General features: G+C 69.5%; 12 protein-coding genes. All 12 read right to left on the bottom strand.

The annotated features are described in order from the left end of the window. Positions 1-107 precede the first annotated feature (107 nt). The 12 genes from ACTWQI_RS26800 to ACTWQI_RS26855 all read right to left on the bottom strand — a co-directional run bounded on the left by ACTWQI_RS26800 (position 108) and on the right by ACTWQI_RS26855 (position 14828). Positions 108-1523 (bottom strand): FG-GAP and VCBS repeat-containing protein, encoded by a 1416-nt coding sequence (locus ACTWQI_RS26800; protein WP_443274323.1) that lies wholly within the window; start codon positions 1521-1523, stop codon positions 108-110. 413 nt (positions 1524-1936) lie between these two features. After that, positions 1937-3241, bottom strand: coding sequence for a pectate lyase family protein (locus ACTWQI_RS26805; RefSeq protein WP_443274324.1), 1305 nt, complete (start codon positions 3239-3241; stop codon positions 1937-1939). Continuing rightward, on the bottom strand, positions 3238-3378 hold the full coding sequence (locus tag ACTWQI_RS26810; protein ID WP_443274325.1) for a hypothetical protein: 141 nt from the start codon (positions 3376-3378) through the stop codon (positions 3238-3240). The genes ACTWQI_RS26805 and ACTWQI_RS26810 overlap by 4 nt, the downstream gene beginning before the upstream one ends. Then, on the bottom strand, positions 3357-4697 hold the full coding sequence (locus ACTWQI_RS26815; RefSeq protein ID WP_443274326.1) for an ABC transporter substrate-binding protein: 1341 nt from the start codon (positions 4695-4697) through the stop codon (positions 3357-3359). The genes ACTWQI_RS26810 and ACTWQI_RS26815 overlap by 22 nt, the downstream gene beginning before the upstream one ends. 104 nt (positions 4698-4801) lie before the next feature. After that, entirely contained in the window at positions 4802-5641 is an 840-nt protein-coding gene (locus ACTWQI_RS26820) for a PmoA family protein (RefSeq protein WP_443274327.1), read from the bottom strand. Beyond that, positions 5638-6834 (bottom strand): Gfo/Idh/MocA family protein, encoded by a 1197-nt coding sequence (locus ACTWQI_RS26825; RefSeq protein WP_443274328.1) that lies wholly within the window; start codon positions 6832-6834, stop codon positions 5638-5640. The genes ACTWQI_RS26820 and ACTWQI_RS26825 overlap by 4 nt, the downstream gene beginning before the upstream one ends. After that, positions 6831-7748 (bottom strand): carbohydrate ABC transporter permease, encoded by a 918-nt coding sequence (locus ACTWQI_RS26830; protein WP_443274329.1) that lies wholly within the window; start codon positions 7746-7748, stop codon positions 6831-6833. The genes ACTWQI_RS26825 and ACTWQI_RS26830 overlap by 4 nt, the downstream gene beginning before the upstream one ends. Further along, positions 7745-8671 carry a carbohydrate ABC transporter permease gene (locus ACTWQI_RS26835; RefSeq protein ID WP_443274330.1) on the bottom strand — a complete coding sequence of 309 codons (927 nt, stop codon included), beginning with the start codon at positions 8669-8671 and terminating at the stop codon, positions 7745-7747. The genes ACTWQI_RS26830 and ACTWQI_RS26835 overlap by 4 nt, the downstream gene beginning before the upstream one ends. Before the next feature lie 140 nt (positions 8672-8811). Beyond that, a complete protein-coding gene (gene araD, locus ACTWQI_RS26840; RefSeq protein WP_443274331.1) occupies positions 8812-10545 on the bottom strand; it encodes an L-arabinonate dehydratase in 1734 nt (577 codons plus the stop codon). After that, the gene (locus tag ACTWQI_RS26845) at positions 10542-11453 is read right to left on the bottom strand and encodes a dihydrodipicolinate synthase family protein (protein WP_443274332.1); all 912 of its coding nucleotides are present in this window, start codon (positions 11451-11453) and stop codon (positions 10542-10544) included. Before ACTWQI_RS26845 ends, araD begins: the two co-directional genes overlap by 4 nt. Then, positions 11450-12118 carry a GntR family transcriptional regulator gene (locus ACTWQI_RS26850; RefSeq protein WP_443274353.1) on the bottom strand — a complete coding sequence of 223 codons (669 nt, stop codon included), beginning with the start codon at positions 12116-12118 and terminating at the stop codon, positions 11450-11452. Before ACTWQI_RS26850 ends, ACTWQI_RS26845 begins: the two co-directional genes overlap by 4 nt. A gap of 244 nt (positions 12119-12362) precedes the next feature. Beyond that, positions 12363-14828 carry a CBM35 domain-containing protein gene (locus ACTWQI_RS26855; RefSeq protein WP_443274333.1) on the bottom strand — a complete coding sequence of 822 codons (2466 nt, stop codon included), beginning with the start codon at positions 14826-14828 and terminating at the stop codon, positions 12363-12365. Positions 14829-14942 lie beyond the last annotated feature (114 nt).

Raw genomic sequence — 14942 nt, forward strand, 5'->3', positions numbered from 1 at the left:
CGTCGCAGGCCGGGCCCGCACATGCCATGCCTGCGCGGGTCCACCGACTGCGCCGCGGACCGGCCCCTGCGGCGACGGTGGCGGGCACACTGCTGCTGCTGGCGGGCTCAGCGCGGGAAGCTCTCGCCCAGCTGCGCACCCGACGGCGGTGCACCCAGCGCGTCCGGCCCGTATGACACCACGCCGCTGGTGGTCAGCCCGCCGGTCGCGCCGCGCAGCGTCCAGACCGCGCCGCTGTTGGTGTGGGCGCCGTCCTCGCCGGGCGTGCCGACCGCCAGATCGGACTTGCCGTCCTTGTTGGTGTCCAGCAGCTGCACCGCCGAGCCGAAGTGGTCGCCCTTCTCGGCGATGCCCGGAACCCCGGAGGTGCTCTGGTTGAAGGCTTGCGCCCCGCTTCCTGAAAGCCCGCCGGCGCCGCCCTTCAGCAGCACCACCGCGCCGGTGTCCTCCTGCCCGGTGTTCAGGTTCTCGTACGGGACGCCCACCGCGACATCGGCGTACCCATCGCCGTTGGCGTCCTTCGCGGACAGCTGGTAGCCGAACTGGTCGCCCTCCTCGCCGATGCCCGGCACCCCGGAGGTGTCCTGGGTGATGGTGGTGGTACGGGTCTTGCTCGGCCCGTTCTTGGTGCCGTAGAGCACCTTCACCGTGCCCTTGTCGTACGGCAGATTCTCCACGACGCCGCCCGGCACCGGACGGATCACCAGGTCGCCATAGCCGTCCCCGTCAACGTCGCCGACGGTGCCGGTCGCGGCGTCGTCAAGGGTCTGGTCGGTGCGGAGCAGCCCTTCACCGGTGCCGCGCCAGAGCTTGCTGGCGTTGGACATCTCCTCAAAGGCGTGTGTGGTGACCACGTCGTCCTTGCCGTCGCCGGTGGTGTCGCCCGCGATGATGTCGGTGGGGGCGTCGATCTCTCCGGTGGCCAGATCGGCGGTCTTGGCGGCCTTGCCGCTGCGGTTGAACGGGCCGTAGGCGACGCGGAGTTTGACGTTGTCGGTGAACGATTCCGCGTTGGCCACCAGGTCCGGATGGCCGTCGCCGTTGAAGTCCCCGGCGGTGAGGTTTCCGCTGTCCGCCTCGGCGTAGTCGGTGAGCGCCACTCCGGAGCCGAGCCCCTTACCCGAGCCCCAGTGCACGATGGCGCCCGCAACCCCGCCGTACACCGCGAGGTCCGTATAGCCGTCCTCGTTCAGGTCGCGGGCGGCGGTGCGGCTGCCGTACTGGCCGCCGTCGACCGCGGTCGGCCGGCGCAGCGTTTGGGAGTGCCCGATGTCCGTGCCGTTCGCCGAGCCGTACACCACGGCCACGTAGCCCCCGCCGGACCCACCGGGGGCACCGGTGGCGGTGTCGGCGTAGCCGTCGCCGTTGAAGTCCGGCTTGCCGTCGGTCTTCACCAGGCCGGGGGCGGCATCGGCGCTGTCAGCGAGCGACGCCTGTATCGCGAAGGCCACCGGTGCGGCCACCAGCGCGGCGAGGGCGGCGCAGCGGATGACCAGCGAGGTGCGAGGCGCTCGATGAGACATGTGGGGGAACCTCTCATTGTTCAGAACTTCAGGTCGCGTTCACCCCGTAACGACGGTCGGCCCCCCTGGTCTGGTTGTGCGCTGTTACGCGGCTATGACATTCGGTGCCGCTGGGTGCCTGCGCGCCGACCGCGGCCGGTGCCGCTCCAGCCGAATCACGTGTATACCGTGCCGACCGCCGACGCCAGCTGGCCGCTGGCTCGCCGACGGTCGCCGTGCACGTGGTCAGCCGCAGCGGCGCCCGGTATTGATGCACTCCACGGCCTGCTCCATCAGCGAATCTGACATGGCGTTGATGAAGTCCCCATGGTCGGTGATGGGCTTGTGAAGTGACTCGGGAAAGCTGTCGACGGCGGCGCGGACTCCGGTCCGCGCCCCGGCCCGTCCTGGGGTCGGCGTACAGCTCAGCTCGGTCAGCAGATCCGTCCGGCCCCCGCCCGGTGGCCGACGAGGCCGGGGATCGCGTGGGGGGCGTCGATACGTGACCGCAGCTCCGGGGTCCAGCCCGCGTCCCGCTGGAGGGTTTCTTCGGGCATCTCCGCGTTGTGGACGGCGATCAGGTCGACGGGCTTGCCGTTCACGTGGTTCGCGTCGGCGGTGACCGGCGCCTCCTTCCACTTCTTGAGGATGCGCGCGGGGCTGACGCCCTCGGGGAGCGTGAACACGTTCTTCTCGGCGACCAGTCGCGACTCGTAACCGATGCCGAAGGAGTACGCATAGCCGTCGGCCGGGGCGACGTGGTGGTTGTTGTACGCGTCGACCTTGCCGAAGCGCACCCTCGGGGCCCGCTCGACGATGTTCCGGAAGAGGTTGTGGTGCAGGGTGACCCGCAGCCTGTCCCGGTCGGTGGCCCCCGCGCCGTCGCTGTTGCCGATCATCAGGGTCTTGTCGTGGTCGGCGAAGACGTTCCAGGACGCGGTGACCAGGTCGGCGCCTCTCACGATGTCGAGCTCGCCGTCGTGCTGCTGATAGAGCTCCCCGTAGTACCTGGGCAGCGAGCTGTCCGGGTGGGCGCCGTCCGTGAACGTGTTGTGGTCGATCCACACGTGCGTGGAGCCGTGCACGACCATGCCGTCGTACTCGGAGTTCCACGCTCCGGTGGCGCCGTCGGTGGGATCCCACTGCGGAAAGCAGTCGAGGGGGCTCTCCAGGGTGAGGTTGCGGACGATGACATTGTCCACGCCCTTGATCTGCAGGCTAGCGCCCGTGAATCCGGCGTTCCTGCCGACGCCCACGATGGTGGTGTTCGCGGGAACGTACGCGGTGACGGCCTCGGACTGGCGGGCGGCGGAGGCGGCGCGCAGGTCCTCCTGTTCGCCGCTGACCGGCTTGTCCCGGCCCCAGACGGCGGGGTCATAGTCGGCGAGGTACTTCCGGAAGTCGTAGCCCTCGGCCTCGAACGAGGCGCAGCCCTGGTCGTCCGCGCCGATCGTACCCACGACTCTGATGATCTTCGGGGTGCCGCCGTCCCGGAGGGCGGCCCTGAACTCCTCCCAGGTGGTGACGGTGTGGACGTGCTCGGCGTCCGCCGCCGCGCCGCCGGTCGTGCCCGTGCCGGCCGAGGCCCAGCCGTCCCGGGCCGGAAGGGTTTGGCGGCCCGGGTCGTGGGCGTGCGTGCGGCCCGGGTCGGCGTGGGCGGTGGTCGCCGTCGCGGCCAGCACCAGAGCGGTACAAGCCACGAGGTGGGTGATCCGGTCATGACTTCTTTGCGTGCTCACAGTGCGACCCTCCTCGGGGCTCGAGCGGTGTCGGCGCCCTGTGGCCAGGTGATCCAGGACTCGGGAATCTCGTCGTCGAGACGGCGTACGCAGCGTCGCGCCAGGCCCGCGGCCGTCACGCCTGCTGCTTCTTCCATTCGGCCTGCGCCTTGTTGAGCTGCTGGGCGAGGTCGTCGAGGAACTCCTTGGCGGCCATCTTGCCGAGCAGCACTTTCTGGAAGTTCGGCTCGTTGTCGGCCTTGGAGATGGTGTTCCAGTCGGGGAGGTAGTACGGCAGCTGGACGATCTTGGTGCTGTCGTCGTTCAGCGCCTCGGCGGCGAGCCTCGTCGGCTCAGACTTCTGGATCCAGGGGTCCTTGGCGGCGTCGGTGTTGGCCGGGATGGCGCCTGCCGACTCGTTCCACTTGCTGTTGGCCTCGTGGTCCACGGCGAACTCGATGAACTTCCAGGCCGCCGCCTTGTTCTTGCTCGACTTGAACAGGCCGAGCCCGTCGACCGGGTTGGACACCTGTACGCGCGTGCCGTCGTCAAGCGTCGGGGAGGGGATGCCGCGGAAGGTGTCGGGGCCGAGGGCCTTCACATGGTCCTGGTAGGAGCCCAGGTTGTGGGTCATCATGCCGATCTCGCCGCTGTCCCACTGGGCGACCATCTTGGTGAAGTCGTTGTTGAGGTCGGCCGAGGGCGTGTTCTTCTTGTAGAGGGCGACGTACTTCTCCAGTGCCTCGACGTTCTTCTGGGCGTTGACGGTCGTGCTGTCGCCGTCCCAGAACTCCGTGATGCCGGACTGGCCGTACATCGCGTCCAGCGCCTGTGCGACGGAGCCCGCACCTCCGCGGATGGTGTAGCCGAACTTGTTCCTGCCCTTGTCCGTGAGCTTGTCGGCGGCTTCGAAGAACTTCGTCCAGGTGGTGGGCGCGGCCAGCCCCGCGGCCTCGAACAGGTCGGTGCGGTAGTACAGCACGCCGTTGTTGGCGGACGTGGGCAGGGTGTAGAGCGACGTGCCGCCGGAGGCGGCCCGCACACTCTGGACCATGCCCGGGTTCAGCCTCTCGGTGAGCGAGCTCTTCGCGAGGCGCGAATCGAGCGGCTCGAGCGCGTCCTGCGCGGCGATCCCAGCGAGCATCGCGGCGCCGATGCCGCCGACGTCGGGCAGGCCGCCGCCCTGGATGGCGGTGTCGTACTTGGACTGCACCTCGGTCGCGGCAACACCGACGTAGTTGACCTTGATGTCGGGGTGCTTCTGCTCGAAGTCTTTGATGATGTCCTTCCAAATGTCGGTCCGGACACCGCCGTTGTTGTCCCAGAAGGTGATCTCTCCCTTGCCGGAACCCTCGTTGCCGGTGTCCCCTGCGGCGCCGCTGCCGTCGTCGCCGCAGGCGGCGCTCGCCCCGAGGGCGACGGTGAGAGCGAAGGCGAGCACCGCGCGGTGCCCTCTGCTGCTGCGGAAGATGGTCATGGTCGGCTCTCTTTCCTGGGAGTGATGCGGAAGCTGGGGAAGGCCGTGGCACCGGTGTGTCCCGGATTGCGGCGGGGTGCAGTCGGTGCGCAGCCGGGCGGGCGTCATGCGGTCACCGCCTTGCGGACGAGAGCCGCCGCCTCGCCGCGGTCGAGGCGGCCGTCGGCGACGATGGTGACGATCCGCCGTACGACGGTGGCTCCGGGCTCGATCGGCAACCGCTCTTCGTGGGCGAGCGAGGAGCCGACGCCCGGATACTCGGCCGCGCGCACGAACCATGGGTCACGGCGGGTCTCTGCGGTCGCCCCCGCAAAGACGAGGGTCCAGCTCTCACCGCTCAGCGCGAGCCAGCCGGCGCGGCTTTCGTGCACAGCGGCCTCCCCCTCGGCTACGGCGGTGAACACGGTCGGGGCCGCTGCCTCCTTGGGTGCGCGCCAGAAGAATCCGCCGTACGCGGCTCCTGGGCGGCCATTGATCGCGGGACTGCCGATCGACAGCAGCTCGGCCGTTGTATTGGTGAGACAGAACGTGAAGTCCAGTGCCCAGGCACTGCCGGTGAGTTCGGTGACGGCCACCGTGCGGCGCTCGTGCAGCAGCTGACCCGCCCCCGTGACCCAGCTCAGCTCCTCCACGAACCCGTCCGAGTCCCGGAGGTTGAAGCCCTGGTGGCGCTGGACTCCGTGGTTGTCCAGATTGGTCGGCCCCTGACCGCGCACGTAGGTACGCCCACCCCAGAAGTTGTGTCCCCGCACATCGGGCACGGCGACGCCCACACCGAGGTGATGCGGATGGTCTTCGGGCATCAGCTCGGTGACGGTCACCCCGTGGAGCGTGGAGACGGGGTGCAGATAGGGGCGGGGGGAGAGCCGGATGCCGAGCTCGGGCCGGTAGACGTACCGCCCGACGGGCCGCCCCGAGCAGCGCAACAACATGATGGTGCTCATGAGTGGTTCACTTCCGCCGGAAGCGCCCAGGGGACGCCGATTTCGGAGTAGAGGGAGAGGGAGTCGGCACTGGCGGCGACGAGGCCGTCGATGCCGCGGACGACTCGGCGCGGCGCGCTCTGGACGGGCGCCGGGCTGCCCGCCAGGGAGGCGGCCGGTTCGGTACGCCAGGCGGACATTGGCAGCTGCACCGGGTCGGGCGCCAGGCGAACCGCTTCGAGGACCCGCATGAACGCGCCCGTGGCGGCGGGCGGTACGAGCAGCCGTACGCCGAGCGTCAGATGCTCGACCAGGTTCTCCAGCAGGTCCGTCCTGCCGTACTGGATCTCCTCAGCGTCGTCGTGGGCGCGCTGCAGCAGCACACGGTCCTGCCGGTACCAGAACGTGATCCGCCCGCGCGTCCCGTGGATCAGGACGTACGGCTCGGCGGACTGCTCGGCGCAGAGGGTCGCGGCGACCGTGATCCGGCTGCCGCGCACGGTGGTGACGCGGACGCAGGAGGTGTCGTCGGACTGGATGGCGTTGGCGCGGAAGAGCTCCGTCTCCACGCCCGCGACGTCATCGGCCGCAGTGGTGCCGTCAAGGGCGAGTGCGGTGGCGACGGCGTGCGCGAGGGGGTTGGTGAGCACCCCGTCGACGACGTCGGCGCCGTCGAGCCTGCGCTGCCCGGCCCAGGGGGCGCGACGGTAGTACGCCTCGTCGCGCACCCACGCCCCGGCGGCTCCGATGCCCAACGGCTCCCCGATCGCGCCGCTCGCCACCCGGCCGCGGATGGCCGCCGTCGCATGCGAACCGAGCGACTGGAAACCGATCTGGCAGGCCACGCCCGCCCGTTCGACGCCGTCCACGATGCGTCGGAACTCCGTGAGCGACGGCGCGGGCGGCTTCTCCAGCAGCACGTGCGCACCGCGCTCTGCGGCGGTGAGCGCAAGGTCGGCATGGCTGGGTATAGGCGTACAGACCACGGCGATGCGAGCGCCCGTGGAGGCGAGCAGCGCGTCGAAGTCGTCCGACTGCTCGGGGGTGCCGAAGCCGTCGAGTTCGTCGTCGGTGAGGGCCTTGAGCTCACAGACGCCGGCGAGGCGTACGAGCCCTCTCTCCTCCAGTCGACGGATGTTGTGCAGATGCCAGCGGCCGTGACCCCGGGCCCCCGCGAGGACGACGGGCAGCGGCTGAGCGGGCGTCGTGGTCATCCCTTCACCGCCCCCGCGCTGAATCCGGTGATCAGCCACTTCTGGATGAAGGCGAAGACGATCACGACGGGGACGGCGGCGATGACGCCGCCGGCGGCGAGCGCGCCCAGGTCGACGCTGTCCGCGCCCATGAGTGTGTTGAGGCCGACGGGGATGGTCTGCTTCTCCTGGTTGCTGAGGAACATCAGGGCGAACAGGAAGTGGTTCCAGCTGTGGACGAAGGCGAAGGAGCCCACGGCGATCAGGCCGGGGCGCAGCAGCGGAAGCACGACGGCACAGAAGCCGCGGAAGCGGGAGCAGCCGTCCACCCAGGCCGCCTCCTCGAGGGAGGCGGGGACGTTCCTGATGAAGCCGCTGAGCAGGATCATCGACAGCGGCAGCTGGAAGACCGTCTCCGCGACGACGACACTGCCCAGAGAGTTGATCATGCGCAGTTCGGCGAAGATCTGGAAGAGCGGCACCAGCAGCAGCGCGCCCGGCACGAACTGGGAGCACAGCAGGGCCAGCATGAAACCCTTCTTCATGCGGAAGTCGAAGCGGGCGAGCGCGTAGCCGCCGGCGAGTGCGACGACCGTGGTCAGCACCAGCGTGGCGGCGCCGATGAGCAGGCTGTTCTGGAAGTACGTCGCGAAGCTGCGCTCCGTCCACACCTTCGTGAAGTGGTCGAAGGTCATCGGCCAGGGCACCAATGAGGTGGATCCGGTCGGGCGCAGCGAGAAGAGCAGCATCCAGTAGAGGGGAACGAGCGTGAACAGCAGGTAGATCGTCAGCGGAAGGTGGATCTGCCAGCGCGGGGCCTCGTCCCAGGCGCGCCGGGCCCCGGCGGGGCGCGCCGGCACGGTCGCGCCCATGACCGATTCGGCACGGGGGCCCGGCACCACGGCGGTCCCGGTGTCGGCGTCCTTGGTGATCACTTGTCGCCACCCCCGAACTTGCTCAGTCGCAGGTAGACGATCGAGAAGAAGAGCAGGATCACGAACGCGACCGTGGTCAGCGCGGATGCGTAGCCGAAGTTGTGGGCGTCGACGCTGGTGTTGGCGACGTACAGCGGCAGCGTGGTCGTCTCGCCCGCGGGGCCGCCGCCGGTGAGCGTGTAGAGCAGGTCGACGTTGTTGAACTCCCACACGGCACGCAGCAGGGTGGACAGGATGATCGCGTCCTTCAAGTGGGGCAGCGTGATGTGGAAGAACTGCCGGATGCGGCTCGCGCCGTCGACCTCGGCCGCCTCGTACAGGTCCTTCGAGACGGACTGGAGGTCGGCGAGGATGAGGATCGCGAAGAACGGCACGCCGCGCCACAGCTCGGCGACGATCACGGCCGGGAAGACCGTAGCGGTGTCCGACAGCCACGAGGTGCCGTACTCGCCGAGGCCCAGGTCGGCGAAGTAACGAGCCATGCCCGTCTGGGAGTTGTAGAGCAGCACCCAGATCGCCGAGGTCAGAACGCCGGAGACGGCCCACGGCGAGAACACCAGCGCACGGGCCAGCGCCCGGCCGACGAAGCTCTGGTTGACGATCAGCGCCAGTGCCAGGCCGAAGAGGAGCTGCAGCCCCACCTCGACGACGACCCACTTGAGGCTGAACGTCAGGGTGCCCCAGAACAGCTCGTCCTCGCTGAGGATCGCGGTGAAGTTCTCCAGCCCGGCGAAGCCGTTCCGCCATGGTTTGGTGGGGGTGTAGTGCTGCAGGCTGTAGTAGAAGACGCTGAGCACCGGGTAGGCGATGAAGCCCAGCATCAGCAGCACGGCGGGCGCGATCAGCAGGTACGGCAGTCGGCGCGGCGTCGCACCGGGGCGGCGCCGGGGCGGGGGTTGGGCCACGGCTGCGGCTGGGGCCATGACTCTTCTCTCCGTTCTCAGGGACGTGCGGACGTGCGGACGTGCGGACGTGCGGGCGGTGCGAGGTGAAGCGCTTCGCGAACGTTGTTCGACATATCGGCCACAGTGCTGTGCAAGGAGCTGCTTGGGGGGCGGCGGGCTCAACCCGCGTACGGATCAGGCACCTTCCCCGGCTTCGCGAGAAAGGCGAAGTCGCAGCCGGTGTCGGCCTGGGTGACCTGCTCACTGTAGAGGGCGCCGTAGCCGCGCTCGTACTGTTCGGGCGGCGGGGTCCACTCGGCCCGCCGACGCTCCAGCTCCTCGTCCGGTACGTCCAGCCGCAGGGTCCGCGCCTCGACGTCGAGGCTGATCAGGTCGCCGGTGCGGACGAGGGCGAGGGGTCCGCCGACGTACGACTCGGGCGCGATGTGCAGCACGCACGTGCCGTAACTCGTGCCGCTCATCCGGGCGTCGGAGATCCGCACCATGTCCCGCACCCCCTGCCTGAGCAGGTGGTCCGGGATCGGCAGCATCCCGTACTCGGGCATGCCGGGGCCGCCCTTGGGGCCGGCGCCCCGTAGCACCAGCACATGGTCGGGGGTGATGCCGAGGGACGGGTCGTCGATGGTGCGCTGCAGCTGCTGGTAGTCGTCGAAGACGACCGCGGGGCCGGTGTGCTTGAGCAGGTGCGGCTCGGCGGCGAGGTGCTTGACGACCGCGCCGTCCGGGCAGAGGTTGCCGCGCAGCACCGCGACACCGCCCTCGTCCGCGACCGGGTTGTCCCGGGTGCGGATCACGTCGTCGTTGTGGACCCGGGCACCGCGCAGCTGTTCGCGCAGGGTGGCGTGCGCGACGGTCGGCCGGTCCAGGTGCAGCAGGTCGGTGATCCGACAGAGGAACCCGGGCAGGCCGCCCGCGAAGTGGAAGTCCTCCATCAGGTAGGGGCCGCCGCCGGGGCGGACGTTGGCGAGCACCGGCACCGTGCGGGCGATCCGGTCGAAGTCGTCCAGCGTCAGCTTCACTCCGGCGCGCCCGGCCATCGCGATCAGATGGATCACGGCGTTGGTCGAGCCGCCGAGCCCGAGGACAGTGGTGACCGCGTCCTCGAAGGCGTCCCGTGTCAGCAGGTGCGACAGCGTCACATCCCGGTGTACGAGGTCGACGATCCGCATCCCGGACGCGGCCGCCATCCGCTCGTGCCCGGAGTCGACGGCAGGGATCGAGGAGGCGCCGGGCAGTGTGACGCCGAGGGCCTCGGCGGCGGCGGCCAGCGTGGAGGCGGTGCCCATGGTCATGCAGTGACCGGGCGAACGGGCCAGTCCGCATTCCAGCTCGGCCATGTCGCAGTCGTCGATGAGGCCCGCACGCTTGTCGTCCCAGTACTTCCACATGTCGGTGCCGGAGCCGAGGGTCTCGCCGCGCCAGTGGCCGGGCAGCATCGGTCCGGCCGGTACCAACACGGTAGGAAGGCCGACCGAGGCGGCGCCCATGAGCAGCGCGGGGATCGTCTTGTCGCATCCGCCCATCAGCACGGCGCCGTCAACGGGGTAGGACCGCAGCAGCTCCTCCGTCTCCATGGCGAGGAGGTTGCGGTAGAGCATCGGCGTCGGCTTCTGGAAGGTCTCACTCAGCGTCGAGACCGGGAACTCGAGCGGGAAACCGCCCGCCTGCCACACGCCCCGCTTGACGGCCTGGGCCCGGTCGCGCAGGTGCACATGGCAGGGGTTGATATCGGACCACGGGTTCAGGACGGCGATCACCGGCTTGCCCAGGTGCTCCTCGGGCAGGTAGCCGAGCTGACGGGTCCGGGCGCGGTGGCTGAAGGACCGTATGCCGTCGGTGCCGTACCACTGGTGGCTGCGCAGCTCATCGGGGCGTCTGGTCTGCGTGCTCATACGCCCCACTCCCCCACGATGGCGGCGACCTCCGCGCGCTCGGCCTCCCCCAGGAGCCGGCTCGGCGGCCGTACGTCGCGCCGGCACAGATCGAGCTGGGCCAGGGCCTCCTTGACGACGGTGACGTTGTTGGCGGAGGCCTCGGCGGCGCGGAGCTCCTCGAAGCGCCGGATCTGCTCCCAGACCTTCATGGCGGCCGGGTAGTCACCAGATCGAAGCGCTTCGATCATGCTCAGGGAGATCTCGGGCGCGACATTGACGAGGCCCGAAGTGAAGCCGGTTGCTCCGGCTGAGAAGTACGAGGGGGCGTACGGCTCGGCGAGCCCGGCCACCCACACGAAGCGGTCCAGGCCCGCGTCCCGGGCGAAGGCGGCGAATCGGGCCGCGTCCGGCACCGCGTACTTCACGCCGATGACGTTGGGGCAGGCCTCGCCCAACGCTGCGAGGTGACCGCCCGCCAGGTGGGGGGCGCGGATGTAGGGGACGACACCGAGTTCCGGGACGGCCTCGGCGATGGCACGGTGGTAGTCGACCCAGCCGTCCGCCGAGACATACGGATGGACGGGCTGGTGCACCATCACCATGTGGGCGCCCGCCTGGCGCGCGTGCCGGGCGGCGGCGACGGCGGTCGGCACGTCGTGCCCGATGCCGACGAGGATAGCCGCCTCGTCGCCCGCCTCCTCCAGGGTCACCTCCGTGACGGCATAGCGCTCGCGGGGGGTGAGGGCGTAGAACTCGCCGGTGTTGCCGTTCGGCGTGAGCGTCCGTACGCCGGCGCCGAGCAGCCGCTGCAGCAGGACTCTGTGGGCGGCCGTGTCGAGGCCGCCGTCCTCGGTGAACGGGGTCACCGGGATGGCCACGACCTCCGCGAGTGCCGCTCGGTGCATCTCGTACGCGGGTGTGGTCATGCCCTGTCCCCTTCTGCCGCTGCGTCCTCTCCCCCGTCCGGAAAGGCCCGTTCGACGAACGAGGCGATGTGGTCGTGCACCGCCTGGGCCGCCCCGTCGGCGTCCCCAGCCCTCACCAGCCGGAGGATCTCCCCGTGCTCGGCGGCCTCGCGCTCCCAGGACGGCTCGGCCGCCCAGGCGACCGTCGAGACGAGCGCGGCCTGGTCCCGGACCTCGTCGAGCATCCGGCCGAGCAGCGGATTGCCGCAGGGCAGGTACAGCGCACGGTGGAAATCCCGGTTGGCGAGCGACCGGTCCGCCGGGTCGGCGGCCTCCGCGGCCCTGGACAGCGCCTCGCGGGCGTGGTCGACACTGGCACCGCGGCGGACCGTGCGGCGCACGGCCTCGGGCTCGAGCAGCAACCGCACGTCGTACACCTCACGCGCCATCGCCGCGTCGACCATGCGCACGGTCGCGCCCTTGTACTGGCTCATGACCACGAGCCCGGTTCCGGCGAGCGTCTTCAGCGCCTCGCGCACCGGCGTCTTCGACACCCCGAACTGCGCGGCCAGTTCCGTTTCGACGAGCGACTGACCTGGACTCAACTGCCCGGTCAGGATGCGGCGTTTGATCGCTTCCAGCACGTACTGCGTGCGGGAAGGGATCGGCGTGGGGGCGAAGGTCATGAAGGTGGCCGCTCTCAGCAGGCGAGTCTCGAGCATCGCGTCTCATATATGACGTACGAAGTACGACGCGATGAAGCTAAGACCGCCCGAGGTGTTCGTCAACGCTTCTGACAAGACAAGTTCAGCGGCCGAAGTCGGACCCCGGAACGCCAAGGCGTGTCCGCAGACGAGGCGATCCGGCCGGCCGCCCGGGGACGTTCCCGGGGCGGCCGGCCAGCGGCGGCAACGACTCCTGGAACACGGACTAGCCGCGGAGCGGGGCCAGTTCGATCCGATCGATGTTCGGGGCCCAGGCACTCCGATTGGCCAGGGTGATGGTGTTGCTGCCCTCCTTGAGGTCGAAGGGGACACCCAAGGTCCAGAAGTCGTCCCAGCTCCAGGTGTTTTTGAAGGTCACCTTCTTCGTCGTGGCACCCACCGTGACGTCGGCGGTGCGGGAAATGATGTCGGTGTTGTAGGCGTGGCCGTTGTCGCGCCGGTCGTTGTTGGAGTAGTGGACGACCAGCATGTAGCGGCCGGACTTGGGGGCGTCGACCGTGAACTTGGCGGTGCTGGAGGCGCTGTTGCCGAGCCAGCCGATGTAGCTGCCCGCCGAGGCGTACGAGCTGTCGACGAGGCGCGCCCCGCCGGCCAGCGCCGCCTGGGCACCCTCACGGGATATCACACCCTGGGGGTCGCCCTGGCCGTACACCTCCAGGGAGTTCACGGAGACCGTGCCGCTGCCGTTCGGGGTGGCGGTGATGCGGTTGTTGCCCGCGACGAGGTACAGCCGCTGGCCGACGCCGGGGCCCGCGCTGAGCGACGTACCGTGCAGGGCGAGTTTGACGGCAGCCGTGGCGCGCGGGGTCACCGTGTAGTAGCCGTCGCGCGGCGCGTACACGTCGAAGACCGCGCGGTCGCCCGAGCCCAGAACCAGGGCGCCGGTACCGACTCCAGCGGACGACGAGTAGTCGAAGGACGGCCGACCGGAGACATCGGCCAGGGTCGCCTCGTACGCCGCCTGGTGGGTGCGGTGTTCGGTGAGGTCGACGCGGTCGAGGGTGACCTCGGCGGTGTCACGCGCCAACGTCAGCGTGTGGGTGCCGGCGCTGAGCTGGACCGTCACGTCCTTTTTGGCGCGGTAGGTCCAGTTCTCGGTGGACGGGTAGGCCACCCTCGTGGCGGTACCGCCGTCGACGGTCAGCTTCTGGGTGGCCGGGGTGCCGGCCTGGTTGCCGTACAGGATCGCCAGGTCATAGGAGCCGGTGCGGGGCACGGTCACCGTGAACTCGACCTTGCTGTCGGCCTTGTTGAGGGACCCGACGTCCTTGGTGCCGGAGGCGGCGTAGCCGTTGGCGTTGCCCACCGTGCCCTGGGTGTAGACCTGGCCGTCGGTGATCTTCGCGTTCTCGGCCTCATACGAGGCTGTCCAGGGGACCGAAGCGGCGGCGGGGGTTCCGGAGCCGGCCGGGGTGAGCACGATCCGGTACGCGGACATCTTGTTCATGCCGCGCAGCGGCACGGACACGCTGCCGTCCGAGCCGACCGTGAGCTTCGTACGGGCGAGCACGCGGGGCGCCGCGTGCTGGCCCTCGTAGCCGGACCAGGCGGCCTCGGCGACGGTCGCCACCACGGACGAGCCGAAGACGCCGCTCTTGACGTTCTTCACCACCACATCCGCGTCACCGGCCGCGCCGCCCACGATGGCCTGGGCCTGGCGACGTGAGCTGTCCAGGGAGGCCATGCCCTGAAGGGTGTCGACGGCGTTGGCCTGAGGCGGCGTCACCTTGACGGTGTTGCCGGTCATCCCGGCGTACCAGCGGAACAACCACCAGCCGCCGTTGGGGATGTTGGTGCGCACCACATTGCCGTCGAGGTTGCCGGCGGCGTCCCAGTAGGCCTGGTCGGCGTAGACCTTGTTCCGCTCGAACATGGAGACCCACTGCACCAGCTGACCCGGCACGGACAGGTCCCGGCGGTTGGCGTACTCGTCGATGTTGACCGTGAGCGGCCCGATGCCTGCGGCCTTCTCGATGGAGCGGTAGTGGTCGAGGTTGCCCTGGAAGTTCCGGAGCGAGTTGGGGTTCAGCTCGTGCCAGGTCATGACCTCCGGCAGCACCTTGTTCGCCTTCGCGTAGGCGAGGAAGTCGGGCAGGAACCGGCGGTCGTAGTTGGCCTCGTTGGGGCCTGCGATGCGCGCGTCCGGGTCGATGGAGCGGATGCGCTGGTAGACGGTCTTCCAGTCGCGCAGGAAACGGTCACGGTTGGCGCGGTAGGTGTCGGGGTTGCTCGCGTCGAGCCCGTACCAGATCAGATCCGGCTCATTGAACGGGATATAGACGAAACGGTGGCTGTTCTCGGCGGCCGCCACATCCTTGGTGATCTTTTCGACCTTGGTGAGGTAGTCCGCGATGCCGAGGTCCTCGTACGGCCACTTGGCGTAAATGTCCTGCATCATCACCAGGACGTCCTTGCCACCGTTGCGGAAGAAGGACTTGGAGACGGTGATCGCGTCACCGTTGGGGTGCTGGAGGCCGCCCTCCGCCTTCTGCGAGGCGGTGGTGAGCTTCAGCGGCTCCAGCATGGCGTCGCTGGGCACTCCGTCGTCGCTGAGCCCGTACAGCGCGCCGTTGGCGCCGCGCAGCACGGACCCCTCGGAGGCACCGAGGTCGACGGCGATGGTCTGGGGCGCGGCGGACGCGCCCTCTGCTGCCGGAAGTGTGCCAGCCAAGGCGGCGACTCCCAGGGCGAGTGCGGCGGCGACCGCCGCCACGCGTGGTCCGCTGCGTATACGGCGTATACGTGGTCGTATACCGCTGGTACGGGTCGTGGTCACGCTGGACCT

The organism is Streptomyces sp. KR80, from assembly GCF_052245555.1.
In the GTDB taxonomy this organism is placed as follows: Bacteria; Actinomycetota; Actinomycetes; order Streptomycetales; family Streptomycetaceae; genus Streptomyces.

Bases quoted from the DNA above. Each gene is read 5' to 3' on its own strand.
- ACTWQI_RS26800 (WP_443274323.1), bottom strand. From the start codon at position 1,523: ATGTCTCATCGAGCGCCTCGCACCTCGCTGGTCATCCGCTGCGCCGCC.
- ACTWQI_RS26810 (WP_443274325.1), bottom strand. From the start codon at position 3,378: ATGGAAGAAGCAGCAGGCGTGACGGCCGCGGGCCTGGCGCGACGCTGC.
- ACTWQI_RS26815 (WP_443274326.1), bottom strand. From the start codon at position 4,697: ATGACCATCTTCCGCAGCAGCAGAGGGCACCGCGCGGTGCTCGCCTTC.
- ACTWQI_RS26820 (WP_443274327.1), bottom strand. From the start codon at position 5,641: ATGAGCACCATCATGTTGTTGCGCTGCTCGGGGCGGCCCGTCGGGCGG.
- ACTWQI_RS26825 (WP_443274328.1), bottom strand. From the start codon at position 6,834: ATGACCACGACGCCCGCTCAGCCGCTGCCCGTCGTCCTCGCGGGGGCC.
- ACTWQI_RS26835 (WP_443274330.1), bottom strand. From the start codon at position 8,671: ATGGCCCCAGCCGCAGCCGTGGCCCAACCCCCGCCCCGGCGCCGCCCC.
- araD (WP_443274331.1), bottom strand. From the start codon at position 10,545: ATGAGCACGCAGACCAGACGCCCCGATGAGCTGCGCAGCCACCAGTGG.
- ACTWQI_RS26845 (WP_443274332.1), bottom strand. From the start codon at position 11,453: ATGACCACACCCGCGTACGAGATGCACCGAGCGGCACTCGCGGAGGTC.
- ACTWQI_RS26850 (WP_443274353.1), bottom strand. From the start codon at position 12,118: ATGACCTTCGCCCCCACGCCGATCCCTTCCCGCACGCAGTACGTGCTG.